13 protein-coding genes are annotated in these 15494 nt (G+C 61.2%); 8 read left to right on the top strand and 5 right to left on the bottom strand.

Annotated features, from left to right (window positions below; translation table 11 throughout):
• Position 1 precedes the first annotated feature (1 nt).
• Together LSG43_RS14505 and LSG43_RS14500 are read right to left on the bottom strand one after the other, a co-directional pair.
• On the bottom strand, positions 2-1108 hold the full coding sequence (locus tag LSG43_RS14505) for a M23 family metallopeptidase (RefSeq protein WP_231805439.1): 1107 nt from the start codon (positions 1106-1108) through the stop codon (positions 2-4).
• 102 nt (positions 1109-1210) lie between these two features.
• Positions 1211-1672, bottom strand: coding sequence for a peroxiredoxin (locus LSG43_RS14500; protein WP_231805438.1), 462 nt, complete (start codon positions 1670-1672; stop codon positions 1211-1213).
• Between the two features lie 150 nt (positions 1673-1822).
• On the opposite strand from LSG43_RS14500, the gene LSG43_RS14495 reads away from it, so the two are divergent.
• Entirely contained in the window at positions 1823-5302 is a 3480-nt protein-coding gene (locus tag LSG43_RS14495; RefSeq protein WP_231805436.1) for an AsmA-like C-terminal region-containing protein, read from the top strand.
• A gap of 26 nt (positions 5303-5328) precedes the next feature.
• Here LSG43_RS14495 and tyrS read toward each other — a convergent pair whose 3' ends face one another.
• Positions 5329-6582, bottom strand: a complete 1254-nt coding sequence (tyrS, locus tag LSG43_RS14490) for a tyrosine--tRNA ligase (RefSeq protein ID WP_231805435.1) — start codon at positions 6580-6582, stop codon at positions 5329-5331.
• A 46-nt stretch (positions 6583-6628) separates the two neighbouring features.
• The gene (locus LSG43_RS14485; protein WP_231805434.1) at positions 6629-7291 is read right to left on the bottom strand and encodes an alpha/beta hydrolase; all 663 of its coding nucleotides are present in this window, start codon (positions 7289-7291) and stop codon (positions 6629-6631) included.
• Between the two features lie 233 nt (positions 7292-7524).
• Between LSG43_RS14485 and LSG43_RS14480 the strand changes: the two genes are divergently transcribed.
• The 7 genes from LSG43_RS14480 to LSG43_RS14450 all read left to right on the top strand — a co-directional run bounded on the left by LSG43_RS14480 (position 7525) and on the right by LSG43_RS14450 (position 14337).
• Positions 7525-8679 carry a cysteine desulfurase family protein gene (locus LSG43_RS14480; protein WP_231805432.1) on the top strand — a complete coding sequence of 385 codons (1155 nt, stop codon included), beginning with the start codon at positions 7525-7527 and terminating at the stop codon, positions 8677-8679.
• A 31-nt stretch (positions 8680-8710) separates the two neighbouring features.
• Positions 8711-10249, top strand: coding sequence for a Fe-S cluster assembly protein SufB (sufB, locus tag LSG43_RS14475; RefSeq protein ID WP_255714445.1), 1539 nt, complete (start codon positions 8711-8713; stop codon positions 10247-10249).
• A gap of 91 nt (positions 10250-10340) precedes the next feature.
• The gene (gene sufC, locus LSG43_RS14470; RefSeq protein WP_231805696.1) at positions 10341-11093 is read left to right on the top strand and encodes a Fe-S cluster assembly ATPase SufC; all 753 of its coding nucleotides are present in this window, start codon (positions 10341-10343) and stop codon (positions 11091-11093) included.
• An 11-nt stretch (positions 11094-11104) separates the two neighbouring features.
• Positions 11105-12316, top strand: a complete 1212-nt coding sequence (gene sufD / locus LSG43_RS14465; RefSeq protein WP_231805431.1) for a Fe-S cluster assembly protein SufD — start codon at positions 11105-11107, stop codon at positions 12314-12316.
• Positions 12316-13533 (top strand): cysteine desulfurase, encoded by a 1218-nt coding sequence (locus LSG43_RS14460; RefSeq protein ID WP_231805429.1) that lies wholly within the window; start codon positions 12316-12318, stop codon positions 13531-13533. Before sufD ends, LSG43_RS14460 begins: the two co-directional genes overlap by 1 nt.
• A gap of 14 nt (positions 13534-13547) precedes the next feature.
• Positions 13548-13943, top strand: a complete 396-nt coding sequence (locus LSG43_RS14455; RefSeq protein ID WP_231805427.1) for an SUF system Fe-S cluster assembly protein — start codon at positions 13548-13550, stop codon at positions 13941-13943.
• 1 nt (position 13944) lies between these two features.
• Positions 13945-14337 carry a HesB/IscA family protein gene (locus LSG43_RS14450; protein WP_231805425.1) on the top strand — a complete coding sequence of 131 codons (393 nt, stop codon included), beginning with the start codon at positions 13945-13947 and terminating at the stop codon, positions 14335-14337.
• 46 nt (positions 14338-14383) lie between these two features.
• Here LSG43_RS14450 and LSG43_RS16660 read toward each other — a convergent pair whose 3' ends face one another.
• Positions 14384-15457, bottom strand: coding sequence for a GGDEF domain-containing protein (locus LSG43_RS16660; protein ID WP_231805423.1), 1074 nt, complete (start codon positions 15455-15457; stop codon positions 14384-14386).
• Positions 15458-15494: the final 37 nt, after the last annotated feature.

Below are 15494 nucleotides of genomic sequence, written 5' to 3'. Positions count from 1 at the left end.
TCTACAGGAATTTGGCGAGGTTTCTTCCAGCCGTGAGAAAGCGGGATGGATCGACGGCCTTACCGTTGCGCCTGACTTCGAAGTGCAGATGCGGTCCGGTGCTGCGGCCCGTTGAACCGGAGCTGCCGACAACCTGACCTGCGCTGACGGTCTGGCCTTCGGAGACGGAGATTGCGTTCATATGGGCGTAGCGCGTCACGACGCCGTTGCCGTGGTCGATTTCCACCATGTTGCCATAACCGCCGTTGCGTCCGGCATGCGAGATCGTTCCCGCGGCCGCTGCGAGGATGGGCGTTCCCGTTCCGGCGCGGAAGTCGATGCCGGCATGGAAGGCGGCGCGGTTGAGAAACGGGTCGTTGCGGCTGCCGAACCCCGAACTGATGCCGACGTTGCCGGCAATCGGCTGGCGAATAGGGGCTGAGATCAGTGCGTTGCGCGCAGCACCAAAACGCGCGAGAGCGGTCGCTACGGCGTTGGCCTCGTCGATGATCGAAAGTTCCGCCGCTCCGTTGGCGGGAATGAAGGGCCCCCCGACGCCGGTCGCGTCGCCCAGGTCGGGTTCGAGACCGATGCTTTGAAGCCCGGATACAATTTCGCGAGTAGACAACGTCGCCGCATCCGACAAGGCGACGAGGGCCATGCGGGTTTCCTGCTGCATGACGTCGAGTGCTTCCACAATGCCGGGGATGTCCGAAGGTATCTGCGAATCAGGGAGGGCGCCGGTGGTCATCACGTCTTCGGGCGCATTGCCGTCCATGGAGATGCCCATTTCGCGGGCCAGGTCGGTGAGGGCGCGGACGTATTCGTGCTGTTCGAAGAGAACTTCCTGCTGCTCGACCAACTCATGCATCTGTAGGTTCATATCGCCCATCTGGGCGTACTGGCGGGAATGAAGCCGGTCGACCTCGAGTCGCAACTCGGTGATGCGCTGCTCATAAGCGTGGATCTGGGCGGAATTGTCCTCGCGGAAGAGCGCGTTGATGTCGGGCGAAAGATAAAGGCCGAGGGCCGTCAGGATGTTGGTAAGCAGCAACAGCGCAAAAACGGCAAAAAAGAACGCGTAAGAGCTGCGTGGTGCCTCCGGCTTGGCCGCACGCCCCAGTTCCATCCTCGCGTCTTTTTTTCGCACCGGGTCTGCCCCCAAAACGCAGCGACCAACTCAATGAGTGCTATCTTGCGGGATTATGGTTAACGAAAACTCAAACCAAGGTCAGGCGAGTGCCTTGAGGACGCGTTCAACGTGGCCCTTGGCGCGGATGTTGGGCCAGATCTGCGCGATCTTGCCGTCCGCGCCAACGAGCACTGTCGTACGGATGAGGCCCATATAGGTTCGGCCATAGTTCTTTTTTTCGCCCCATACGCCATAAGCTTCGATCGCGGTGTGGTCGGGATCGGAGACCAGGATCGGGGAGAGGCCGTATTTTTCGCGGAAGGCGGCGAGCTGTTTCGGTGTGTCCGGCGAGATGCCGACGAGCAAAATGTCTTTTTCGGCGAACGCATCCTTATGCGTGGTGAAAGCGATGTTCTCGTCCGTGCAGGCCGGGGTGTCGGCCTGGGGGTAGAAATAGAGCAGTACGGCCTTGCCGGCGTGGGCGGACAGGCGGAAACGTTCGCCGGTATCGGTGGGGAGGTCGAAATCGGGGGCGGGCATGCCCTGCTGGAGGTCTGGCAAAGACGGTTCTCCTTGACTGTGCGTTCGCGCCAAATGCGCCGATTGTGCAGTTTGCCTTATTGCAGCCGATTTGCTTGGCAAAGAAACTGTTTGGCTAATAGCCGATTCTCCCGGCATTTCTCATCGCGAGCTCAGGACATACGGCCGTCATTGACCGAACTCCCGCGCCTTTCCGGTATCCGCAATCGGCGCGGCCTTCTGCGCAGGGCGCTTGCCGCGCTGCGCTGGGCGCTTTTGGGGCTCGCGGTGATTATCGGGCTTGTTTATGTCCGGTTGTTGTTCGGTCCGATCCCGCTCGATTTCCTGTCCGACCGCGTGCAGTCCGCCGTGGCCGGGGTCGTTGAAGACGACTTTGAGGTCGCCTGGGAGGGCTTCGGGCTTTCGCTCGACGGCCCGTTCAATCCCGTCTTCCGGTTGGCTTCTGTGGAGATGCGGGAGGTCGCAAGCGATGCGGTCATCAGTATGGATGCGCTTGAAGTCGGCGTATCGCCGGTCGGGTTGCTGTTGGGGCGGCCAAATGCGCGGATCACGCTAGACGGTCCGCATTTCCAGATCGTGCAGGATTTGCTGGGACCGCGGCCCGCGCGGTTCGTCGTGCAGGAGGATCCGAATACCGGCGAAGTTACCGTCGCCGTTCACGAGGGCGCAAATGCGACGCCCGTCGTCCGAATCGAGCGTGGTGGCCTCGACTTAGGAGCCGAGGCGGGCGACGACCCGGCAGTTCTGCGCTCGGACAATGCGGTGCTCATGGCCACAGTCGAAGCAATTGATGCCGGGCTGGCGGAGCTGGCCGAAAGGGCGCTCGGCGGACAGATTTCGAGCTTGAGTGTGCGGAACGGGTCGGTGGCCATGCTCGACAGGGTCTACAACCTTTACCGCGAGTTCGAAGGCGTCGATTTCGATTTGCGCGCGGGGCAGAGCGTGAACGGCGTATCGGCGCGATTTTCCGCACGCATTGCCGGGCGCGAGACCACCGGAACGATCACACGCGTCAGCGACGGGTCGGCTGTGACGTTGAATTTCGCGCTACAAGGGCTCGATTTTTCGACGTTGCTGCCCTTTCTCGATGATCCCGTAGGCATTGCGGCGCTGCGGGGTGTGGGCGGGCTATCGGGAACGTTTCAGCTTACGGCGCCCGAGGGGCGGCTGACGAGCGGACGGTTCACGATCGATCTGGCCGGGACCCATTTGCGGCTGGCCAACGACATGTTTGCGGTCGCCGCTGCGCCGTTCACCGTGGATTGGCATCCGGACGAGGCGCGGTTCCAGTTCGCCGATGTCGGCGTCTCGGTAGGTCGGAGCCGCGGCACGATATCGGGCGAGGTGCTGTTGGGATTCGACCAGCAGTTCGGGCCCACCCTGGCGATGAACATCACGGCGCAGGAGGTTTATCTGCATCCCGATGACATGCCGGCACCGCAGAACCCCATCGAATCGATCCGTTTCGAGGGGTGGGGGGCACCACTTTACGGTGCGGTCGGGATCGACCAATTGACGGCTTCCACCGGTGACGCCAGCCTTTCCCTAACCGGGCGGATGGACAGTTTGCGCGCTGGACTTGGGCTCAAGCTGTCGCTTTCCGGCCAAGGTTTTTCTGCTGACACCGTCAAACGGCTTTGGCCTTATATTTTCGCGCCAGAGGGGCGGGCATGGGTCGTCGACTATGTCGGATCGGGCACTGTCGCCAATGCGGATATGGCGTTCGATTTCCCCGTTGGGTCGATCGCGGTCGACGGTTCGCCGCTGCCTATTCCGGATGGCGCGATACGGGTCGAGATGTCGGCCGACGGTGTGGAGCTCCTGCCGTTTGCCGGGATGCCGCGGCTCGACATCGCCGGAGAGACGCGGGTACTCGTGCGCGATGAGCAGGTCACGGTCGGCGTGGACCGGGCGACGGTGGCGGGGACGGATGGGCCGGTCGTTATCGAGAATGCGGCCTTTCTGAACCAGGACACTACCGCGCGGCGACCCATTTTCGAGGTCTCGGGCGATATCTCGGGAACTGTTCCGGATCTGCTCTCACTGGCGGACGACCCGGCGCTGGGCGCGCTGGATGAGGCGGTGCAGGGTGTGGATGTCGCCGAACTCAGGGCCAAGCTCAGCGGCGAAGCGCGAGCAACCGTGATCGCGACGCTCAAAATGGACGACATCGGACTGGTCGATCAGGTCGACTACACGCTCAACGGGACGATTGCCGAGCTCTCGACGCGCGAACCGATAGGCGGATATGCGGTCTCGGATGCGAGCCTTTCGTTTACGGCTTCGCAGGCGGGTTTCAATGCCAACGGCAGCGGGATGCTCGGCTCGATCCCGTTCGATTTCGAGGCAAGCCAGAACGGTGAAGAGGTGCCGGGCGTTCGCGTCGCGTCGACGTTCGATGCCGAGGATGCTGCGGCGTTCGGCGTCGATTTGAGCGAATATGTCGACGGGGAGGTGCGGCTGGTCGCGGAGCCACTGGGCGATGACCGATATCAGGTCTCTGCCGATCTGACAGGTGCAGCCCTGACGCTTGCGGATATCGGGGCTCGCAAGGCACAGGGCATTCCGGGCGGAGCCAATGCCGTTGTCGAGATCGGTGAGGACGGCATTGCCGTACCGGAGGCCGATTTGGGGTTTGGCGAGGTTCGCCTTGCCGGATCGTTGGCGGTATCGTCGGAGGGCGCGCTGGAGGAGGCGATTTTTTCGACGTTCCAGATCAGTCCGGGCGACAACGCCCAGGTGGCGATCCGTCCGGCGGATGGCGGGTATGCGGTTTCCGTTTCGGGCGCGCAACTCGACGTGCGGCCGATGCTGCGGCGGTTCGTCAGTCTCGATTCCGGCGCCCTGGCCGGACCGAGCGAGGATCTGGGCGACGAGCGGTTTTCGGTCACCGTCAATCTGGACCGCGCGATCGGGTATTACGGCGCTGTTGCGCTCGACGTCGATCTCGACCTGCGGCTACGGGGCGACACGCTCGAACATGTCGATCTTTCGGCCGGGCTGGGTGGCGGACGCTCGGTTTCGGCAACGACAAACGGTGGGGAACGCGACAGGGTCATGAGCTTTGCGGCCAATGACGTGGGCGGCATTTTGCGGTTTGTCGGGCTCTACCCGCGCCTGATTGGCGGCGAAGGCAGTCTTGTCATACGGCGCGACATTCCCGGGGACGCCGATTCAGGGGCGTTCGAGATGCGCAATTTCTCGATTGTCGACGAAGCCAACATCGCGCGGCTGCTGCAATCGGATGAGGCGGCGGAGGCTTATGCGGAGCGCGGCAATTCTCTCGATTTCACGCGCGGGCGGGCGCAGTTTATGCGGATCGGGGACCGTATCGAGCTGCGCGAAGCGGCGCTCTATGGCGACAGCGTGGGCGGTACGGCCAGGGGCAATATCCTGCTCGAAGAAGGGCAGTACGACCTTACCGGGACCTATGTTCCGCTTTTCGGGATCAACAATGCGTTCCAGCAGATCCCGCTGATCGGGCCGATTTTCGGCGGACGCGAGGGCGAGGGGCTGATCGGCGTGACGTTTGCCGTGCGCGGACCGCTGGCCGAGCCCGAACTGCTGATCAACCCGGTCTCCATCCTCGCGCCGGGGGTATTCCGGTCGCTGTTCGAATACCGGGCGCAGAATGAAGCTTCAGCGCAGTAAAGGGGGCTGCCGCGAGCGGCCCTTGGTCAGATCGGTTTGAGCAATACGTGGCGTTTCTTGCCGATGGAGAGCTTGATAACGCCCTCGGGAAGCACGTGCCCTTTGCCGAGAGAGAGTTTTTCGTCGTCGATGGCAGCGTCGTTGACCTTGAGCGCGCCCGCCTGGATGTGGCGCCGGGCTTCGCCGTTGGAGCCCGCCAGGCCCGCTGTCACCGCAGCCGCGAGAATGCCAAGTCCGCCTTCGAGCGCTGTCCACCCGATCTGGATCGTCGGTAGCGAGAGATCGAGCTGACCCGCTTCGAAAACAGCGGTCGCCGTTGCCGCCGCCTCCTTGGCGAGTTGCGGGGTATGGACGAGAGAGGTGACTTCGGTTGCGAGAATCTTTTTAGCTTCGTTGATGTCGGTCGCATCGCCATGCACGATGCGCGTGATCTCGTCGAGGGGCAGGGTGGTGAAGAGCTTCAGGAACCGCTCGACGTCGGCATCCTCGGTGTTGCGCCAGTATTGCCAGAAATCGTAGGGCGAGAGCATGTCCGCGTTGAGCCAGACCGCGCCGTTGGCGGTTTTCCCCATCTTCTGGCCCGATGCCGTCGTCAAAAGGGGCGAGGTAAGGGCATAGAACTGGGTATCGAGCATTCGGTGCCCCAGATCGAGCCCGTTGACGATGTTGCCCCACTGATCCGAGCCGCCCATCTGCAGCGTGCAGCCATAGCGCCGGTTGAGTTCGACGAAGTCGTAGGCCTGCAGGATCATGTAGTTGAATTCGAGAAACGAGAGCGACTGCTCGCGGTCGAGCCGGAGCTTGACCGAATCGAAGCTCAGCATGCGGTTGACCGAAAAATGGCGGCCGACATCGCGAAGGAATTCGACATAGCCGAGGCCCAAGAGCCAATCGGCGTTGTTCGCCATAACGGCGTCGCCGGGGCCTTCGCCGAAGGTGAGGAAGTTCTCGAACTTCTTCTTGATCCCTTCGATGTTCGACGCGATGTCCTCGACGGTCAAAAGTCTGCGGGCTTCATCCTTGAAGGAGGGATCGCCGATCATGCCCGTGCCGCCGCCCATGAGCGCGATTGGCCGGTGGCCGGTCTTTTGCATCCAGTGCAGCATCATGATCTGCATCAGATGCCCCACATGCAGGCTCGCGGCGGTCGGATCGTAGCCGATATAGCCGGTTACGGTCTCGCTCGCGAATTTCTTGTCGAGTGCTTCCGGATCCGAGACTTGATGAATGAAACCGCGCTCATCGAGTGTGCGCAGGAATTCGGATTTGAAGTCCGTCATGGCGTAATCGGCCCTGGCTTTTGTTCCTTGGCTAGTCGGGGAGGGGCTAACGCCCGCCACCGGCAGCAATCTCGGCGCGGCGCTTGTCGAGGTATTCGCCGCAATTTTCGATCAGTTCGTCGATCTTGCCTTCATAGAAATGATTGGCGCCTTCGATGATCCGCTGTTCGATCGTAATGCCCTTTTGGGTCTTGAGCTTGTCCACGAGTTTCTGGACGGCTTCTGGCGGGGCCACGCGGTCCTTTTCCCCGTGGATGATGAGACCGGAAGAGGGGCAGGGCGCCAGGAACGAGAAATCATAGAGGTTTTCAGGCGGGGATACGGAAATGAAACCCTCGACTTCGGGGCGGCGCATCAGGAGCTGCATGCCGATCCAGGCGCCGAAGGAGAAACCTGCAATCCAGCAACCGCGACTTTCACGGTTGATCGCCTGGAGCCAGTCGAGCGCTGCCGCTGCGTCCGAGAGTTCGCCGACGCCATGGTCGAACATGCCCTGCGAGCGACCCACACCGCGCGAATTGAAGCGCAGGACGGCAAAGCCACGTTCCACGAACATATAAAAGAGATTGTAGACGATCTGGTTGTTCATCGTCCCCCCGAACTGGGGATGCGGATGCAGGACGATAGCGACAGGCGCGTTGGGCTCCTTGCCCGGCTGATACCGGCCCTCGATCCGGCCTTCAGGGCCGTTGAAAATCACTTCAGGCATAAACGCTACCTTTGTCGATCTCCCCGAAATTCGCATGGGCGCCGGCAAAGCGTGGCGCCCGGCTTGACGAATGCGCCGGGGCTTCATAAAACTGACTGCAAATACCAGTTTAGAATTATTCCAAACGTGGGATTTGGCCGGTTCCCCCGGCCTTTGTGAGCGCTCCTTTTACTTAAGGTGCGACTCGAATTTCAAGGATTGTTTGCTGGAGCCGGTTTGCCGGCCGCAACGCGATGGATCGGATGCGCCATTATCTCGACCATAACGCTTCCGCGCCGCTTCTGCCCGAAGCGCGCGAGGCGGTTGTCGCCGCGCTGGAATTGACGGGAAACCCGTCGTCCGTGCACGGCGCTGGACGGGCGTTGCGCAAGGTTGTCGACGATGCGCGGGACAGGGTCGCCCGGCGCGCCGGTGCGGAAGCCAAGCAGGTGGTTTTCACCGGGTCAGCGACAGAGGCGATTACGCAGGCGATCGTCGGCGGGGTCAAAGCGTTCGATATCGATCGGGTCGTTATTGGCGCCACCGATCACGCGGCGGTGCTCAAGGCAGCGGAGGCGAGCGGGGTTTCGGTGCGCGTACTGGGCGTTGATAAGAATGGACTTATCGACATCGATGCTCTCTCGCGCATGCTGGAGGCTGCCGATGCAGCGGGAGAAACGCTGCTTGTTGCCGTCGGCTGGGTCAACAATGAAACTGGCGTCGTCCAGCCGCGTTCCCGGATCGAGGCGATAGTTGGCCCGACGCGTCACGTGCTTTTGCTCGATGCGGTGCAGGGATTTGGCAAACTGGACCTAGATTTTTCCGCTTGTGCTACCGATATGGTGGCCATATCCGGTCACAAGATCGGCGCGCCGGCGGGTATTGGTGCCCTGCTGGCGAAAAGTCATGCGGACACGGTCCGGCTGGTGCCCGGTGGCGGGCAGGAGCAGGGGCGGCGCGGCGGTACCGAGGCTGCGGCTTTGATTGCGGGCTTCGGGGCGGCGTGCGCTGCCTTTGCCGAGCGGTTCGATCTTGATGCCGTCGGCAAGCTTGTGACGCGGTTTGAGCAGAGGTTGCGTCAACTTGCGCCCGAAGCCGTCATTTTTGGCGCGGATGTGGAGCGGATCGGGACGACAGTCAATTTCGCTGTTCCGGGGGTCAGGAATACGGTCGCGATGATGGGACTGGATCTGGCCGGCGTCGCGGTCTCTTCGGGTTCGGCGTGTTCGTCCGGAAAGGTCGGGCGCAGCCATGTGTTGAGCGCGATGGGGGTCGACCCCGCGCTATCGGAATGCGGCCTTCGGGCCAGTCTCGGATGGAATTCGACGCAGGATGACGTCGATGCCTTTTTCGAGGCGTTTGAGATCGTGCTGACCCGGCATCACGGCCGGGGCGGCGCAGCGGCGTAGAAGCGCTACGCTTTAGAGCTAGGAGACGTTCATGTCGGATTTTGACATCCCCACCCTCAAGGAGAACATCGACCGGGAGACCGTCGAGAGCGTTCTCGCTTTGGATGTCGACAAGTATAAATACGGGTTCGAGACGATCATCGAATCCGACAAGGCACCCAAGGGGCTGAGCGAGGATACGATCCGGTTCATCTCGGCCAAGAAGAACGAGCCTGAATGGATGCTCGAATGGCGACTGGAGGCGTTCCGCCGCTGGCAGACCATGGAAGAGCCGACCTGGGCGCGCGTCTCGTATCCGGAGATCCCTTACCAGGATACCTACTACTATGCGGCGCCCAAAGGCGCGACGGGCCCCAAGAGCCTGGACGAGGTCGATCCGGAGCTTTTGAAGACCTATGAGAAGCTCGGCATTCCGCTGTCCGAGCAGAAGATTCTTGCCGGCGTCGTCGAAGACGGTGAGGGCGCAGAACAGCTTGCTTCGCCCTATAGCGGTAATGTGGCCGTCGATGCCGTGTTCGACTCGGTTTCGGTCGTGACGACGTTCCGCGAGGAACTTGCCAAGCACGGGATCATCTTCTGTTCGATCTCCGAAGCGATCCGGGAGCATCCGGAGCTGATCAAGAAGTATCTGGGGTCGGTGGTGCCGGTTTCGGACAACTTCTTTGCGACCCTCAACTCGGCGGTCTTCACCGACGGCTCGTTCGTCTACATCCCCAAGGGCGTGCGGTGCCCGATGGAGCTCTCGACCTATTTCCGGATCAACGAGAAGAATACCGGTCAATTCGAGCGGACGCTGATCATTGCCGAAGAGGGCTCCTATGTGAGCTATCTCGAAGGCTGCACGGCACCGATGCGCGATGAGCATCAGCTTCATGCGGCGGTCGTCGAGCTGGTTGCGCTCGATGAGGCCGAGATCAAATATTCAACGGTTCAGAACTGGTATCCCGGCGACAAGAATGGCAAGGGCGGGGTTTATAACTTCGTGACCAAACGCGGCGATTGCCGGGGCAAGAATTCCAAGATCTCCTGGACGCAGGTCGAGACCGGTTCGGCGATCACATGGAAATATCCGAGCTGCATTCTCAAGGGCGACGGATCGCGCGGCGAATTCTATTCGATCGCGATTTCGAACGGCCACCAGCAGATCGACAGCGGCACCAAGATGCTGCACCTGGGCAAGAATACGTCCTCACGCATCATCTCCAAGGGCATTGCCGCCGGGTTCTCGGACAATACCTATCGCGGCCGCGTCTTCGCGCATCCCAAGGCGACGAATGCGCGCAACTTCACGCAGTGCGACAGCCTGCTGATCGGCGATACGTGCGGCGCGCATACCGTGCCCTATATCGAGAGCCGGAACGCGACCGCGGTCTTCGAGCATGAGGCAACGACCTCGAAGATTTCGGACGATCAGATGTTCTACTGCCTGCAGCGCGGGCTTTCCGAGGAGGAGGCCGTGGCGCTAATCGTCAACGGGTTCGTCCGCGACGTGCTGCAGCACCTGCCGATGGAATTCATGGTGGAAACCCAGAAGCTCATTGGGATTTCGCTCGAAGGCAGTGTCGGCTGAGCGCTTTGCCGCTTTTTGAAACTTATGTTGGCCCCCTGGGGGCAAAGTGAATGGGACGGCGGAACGCGCCGAAAACGACATGACCACACCGATGCTTGAAATCAAGAACCTGCACGTGCGCGTGGAGGACCAGGACATCCTCAAGGGCGTCGACCTGACGCTCAATCGTGGCGAGATGCACGCGATCATGGGCCGGAACGGCTCGGGTAAGTCCACGCTCTCCTACGTGCTCGCGGGCAAGGAAGACTATGAGGTAACCGAGGGGGAAATCCTTTTTGAGGGTGAGAACCTTCTCGAGATGGAGCCCGACGAGCGGGCAGCTGCCGGCGTGTTCCTGGCGTTCCAGTACCCGATTGAAATTCCGGGTGTCTCGACGATGACCTTCCTCAAGGCCGCGATGAACGCGCAGCGCAAGGCGCGCGGAGAAAGCGAACTGTCGACGCCGGAATTCATGAAGGCAGTCAAGGACGCTTCGGGGCTCCTCGAATTCAAGCAGGACATGCTCAAGCGCGCGCTCAATGTCGGGTTTTCGGGCGGCGAGAAGAAGCGGGCCGAGATCCTGCAGATGGCGCTGCTGGCGCCCAAGCTGTGCATCCTCGACGAGACCGATTCCGGGCTCGATATCGACGCGCTCAAGGTTGTCGCCGAGGGCGTCAACAAGCTGCGCGGCCCGGATCGCACGATGCTCATCATCACGCACTATCAGCGGCTTTTGAACTACATCGTGCCCGATATCGTGCACGTGTTCTCCGATGGGCGCGTGGTCGAGACGGGCGACAAGTCTCTGGCGCTCGAGCTCGAAGCCAAGGGCTATGCCGACTACGAATCCACCGACGCGGCTTGAGGACGAAACCGATGAACGTGCAAACGCCAATCCGCCTGACGGCGGCGGAAGAAAGCCTTGCCGCGCAGCTTGAAAGCGTCGGCGCGGGCGATGCTGCGGTGCGGTTCCGCGAAGCGGGGCTGCCCACGCGTCGGGTCGAGGCTTATCACTACACCGATCTCAAGGTACTGCTGTCGGAGGTTCCTCCACTTGCCGAAGCCGTCGCAGGCACGGGCGCGCCGGTGTTCGACATCCCGGGCGCCTACCGGATCGTAGTTGCCAACGGTGTTATGCAGAACGCGGGAACCGCGCCGGCGGGTGTGATCACAGGTAAGGTTGGCGGTTCGACGCTGACGATGCGTGACGACACCGTGGTGCGGCTCAATTCCGCACTGGTCAAGGAAGCGGTGAATATCGAGTTGGCCGGGTCGGTCGATCCGGTGATCCATATCGACCGCCGTACCGATGGCGATGCGGCTCACGTGGCGACGGGGTCGAAGATCACGGTTGCTCCGGGCGCGCGGGCGACAGTCATCGAAACGGTTGCAACCTCCGATGCGGGGCATATGGGCAACTTGGGGACGTATGTCGCCCTGGGCGAGGGGGCCGAGGTTACGCATATCGTCGTGGACCTATCGGCGACCCAGGCGACCCAGTTTTCGACGCTCGAATACCGGATCGACGCCAACGCCAAGCTCATGTCCATCGTGATTCAGGCCGGCGCGAACCTCGCTCGGGCGCAAATCTTCGCCAACTTCGTAGGCGAGGGCGCGCATGGCGACTTTTTCGGACTCAATCTGATCGACACCGATCAGCATCGCGACATCACGCTCGATGTGACGCATGGGGTGCCCAACACGACGTCAACGGAGCTTTTCAAGCAAATCGGTCGCGGGCACGGCAAGGGCGTATTCCAGGGCAAGATCACTGTGGCCAAGGATGCGCAAAAGACCGATGCGAAGATGATGAGCCAGGGGCTTATGCTGTCGGAGGGCGCGGAAATCCTGACCAAGCCCGAACTGGTGATCTTTGCAGACGACGTCGTTTGCGGGCACGGCGCGACTTGCGGCGATCTCGATGAAACCTGGATGTTCTACCTGATGAGCCGCGGTATTCCCAAGGCCGAGGCCGAGACGATTTTGATCCGGGCGTTTCTTGAGGAAATCGTCGACGCGGTCGAGGACGAGGCGCTTGGCGAAGCGCTGAGCGGGATCGTGGACGGCTGGCTGGCGCAGGGCGCGTAATGAGTTTCGATCTCGAAACGACGCGCGCGGACTTTCCGATTCTCGAGGAGAAAATCCACGGGAAGCGGTTGGTCTATCTCGATAGCGGCGCATCGGCGCAAAAGCCGGTGCAGGTGCTCGACCGGATGGATCATGCATTCCGCTACGAATACGCCAATGTGCACCGAGGGCTGCATACGCTCGCCAACCGGGCGACGGAGGCTTATGAGGGGGCGCGCGAGACTGTGCGGAAGTTCCTCAATGCCGGGCGCGTCGAGGAGATCGTTTTTACGCGTTCGACGACCGAGGCGATCAATCTCGTCGCCAATGCCTTTGCCGACCCGCGGGTCGGCGAGGGCGACGAGATCGTTATCTCGATCATGGAACACCACTCCAACATCGTGCCATGGCACTTCCTTCGTGAGCGCAAGCGTGCCGTGGTCAAATGGGTGGACGTGAGCGAGGATGGCGTGCTCGACCTCGATGCGTTCGCGGCGTCGCTGAGCGAGAAGACAAGGCTGGTTGCGATCACGCACATGTCGAATGTGCTCGGCACAATCACGCCGGCCAAACAGATCGTCGAGATTGCGCACGCGCGGGGTATTCCCGTGCTTATCGACGGTAGTCAGGCGGCGGTGCACGAGAAGGTCGACGTTGGGGATCTCGATGCCGATTTCTACGTCATGACCGGCCATAAGCTTTATGGCCCGACCGGGATCGGGGTTCTTTACGGCAAATACGATCTGCTCGCCGAGATGCGGCCCTATATGGGCGGCGGCGAGATGATCGAGGAGGTGACCAGGGATATGGTCACTTACAATGCGCCGCCGCACAAGTTCGAGGCCGGTACGCCACCGATCGTTCAGGCGATCGGGCTCGGGGCCGCGCTCGATTATATGGAGAACATCGGCCGCGATGCGATCTCGGCGCATGAGCACGACGTGGCCGAATACGCGCGCGAGCGGTTGTCGCGAATCAACGCCTTGCGGGTGATCGGAGATGCGCCGGGCAAGGGTGGTATTTTCTCCTTTACCATGGACACTGCGCACGCGCACGATGTCGCGACGCTGCTGGACCGGTACGGGATCGCGGTCCGCGCCGGCACCCATTGCGCGATGCCGCTCCTTGAAAGATTTGGAGCCACCTCTACATGCCGGGCGTCTTTTGCCCTATATAATGGCAAAGACGATGTCGATGCGCTCGTCGAGGGTATCGAGAAGGCGCAGACTTTTTTCTAGACCAGCGAGTGACTATGAGCGAAAGCGCAGCGCCCGAAAAACATGCGGCCCAGTCCGAAGAGCACCTGATTTCCGCGACAGGTTCCGCGTTGCCGCCCGAAGAGGTCGAGCGGATCACGACGGACCTTATTGGTGCGCTCAAAACCGTCTATGACCCGGAGATCCCGGTCGACATCTATGAGTTGGGATTGATCTACAAGGTCGATCTCGACGATGATCGGCGATTGACGATCGATATGACGCTGACCGCGCCGGGTTGTCCGGTGGCCGGCGAGATGCCAGGCTGGGTCGAGAATGCGGCGCGCAGCGTCGAAGGCATTCAGGATGTCGAAGTCAACATGGTCTTCGATCCCCCTTGGGGACCGGACCGGATGAGCGAAGAAGCGCAGGTTGCGCTCAATTGGTGGTAATATGTCCTTTGCAATCATGAGCCTCACCGATGCGGCTGCCGATCGCATCAAGGAGATCATCGAGGATAGCGACAAGCCCGTCGCGGGTGTGCGAGTCGGCGTCAAGAACGCCGGCTGTGCGGGCATGGCGTATACGCTCGACTATGTCGACGCGCCAGTAGAGGGCGACGATCACGTCAGCGACAAGGGTGTCGATGTTTGGGTCGAGCCCAAGGCGACACTGTTTCTGCTTGGTACGGTGATGGATTTTTCCGAAGACAAGCTGAAGTCCGGATTTACCTTCAACAATCCTAACCAGGACGGCGCTTGCGGGTGCGGGGAGAGCGTTCAGCTCAGGCCAGCCGATCTCGCCGAACTGGCAAAGGCCCGCGCCTCTGCCGACGTTGCGCATTAGGTTTTTCGGAGACATCAAGGAAATCAGGCGCCGCGAGGCGCCTTTTTTATGCGACGTCGATACTGCCGGGGGCGTCAGGGAGTTCGCGCTCGGAGACGACCTGGTTGCGACCGCCGGACTTGGCGGCGTAGAGGCACTTGTCGGCGCGTTCGATCAACTGGGCCGCCTTTTCGCCACGGCGCCATTGGGCGACGCCCACCGAAAGCGTGATGCGGCCGAGCTTTTCATTGGTGGAGCGCTTAAGGAGTTCCTTGGCCTGCACGGCGCTGCGGATCATATTGGCGATGGTGATGGCGCCGTTGAGTTCCGTTTCAGGCAGGATAGCGACGAACTCTTCGCCGCCGAAGCGTGAGGGCATGTCCCGCCCCTTGAGATTGGCCTTGAGTACCTGGGCCACGAGACGCAGCACCTGGTCGCCGGTCAGGTGGCCGTAGGTGTCGTTGAAGGCCTTGAACCTGTCGATATCGAGCAGAAGCAGGCAAAGCTGTTTCTCGTCGCGTGTGGCGGACTCGAGCTCCAGGTCGAGTTGCTCATCGAAGCATTTGCGGTTTGGGATTTTGGTGAGCGGATCGAGCATCGATTCCTTGCGAACCTCGTCGAGGTCGCGCTGGAGGAGCGAGATGTCGTCACGTGAATTTTCGAGTTGGGCTTCGAGGCGACGGTTCATGTCCTGCATGCGCCGCGTCTCCTTCAGGAGGCGGCTGGAGAGCATTTTGAGCGCGTCATCATCGATGCCGCTTTCAAGGTCGCCGGACGCCTGCTGGAGCGAGCCGGAATAGGAATTCGCCGTCGCCATGGCGAATTCGATCGCTTCGTTGACGTCGGAAATTTTGCGGCTCATGGCCCGCGACATGGCCCTGAGCTTTTCGTCCATATTGTTGATTTCGAGGAATTGTTCGCACAGCGCGGACGCCTCATCCGCAGTCAAAGTGCCGCTCTGGGTGAAGATCTGGTTCACCCGGGCATTGAGATCGGGATTGGCACCGGTCGCGTAGGTGTAAAAAAGCTCGTAATAGACCGGGAATGCAGGAAGATGACAGCGTTTGAGAAGCGCCATCGCCGCATTCGCAAAACCCGACGCGCGCTCGAAGTCAAACTCTGTCAGGTGCTTATTAACCACCGGGGGAAATACTTCCTACGATTCTGATCCTGGCTAG

The organism is Pelagibacterium xiamenense (assembly GCF_021166475.1).
In the GTDB taxonomy this organism is placed as follows: Bacteria; Pseudomonadota; Alphaproteobacteria; order Rhizobiales; family Devosiaceae; genus Pelagibacterium; species Pelagibacterium xiamenense.
Note: the sequence above shows the minus strand (reverse complement) of the source record. Positions and strands in the feature narration are given on the sequence as shown.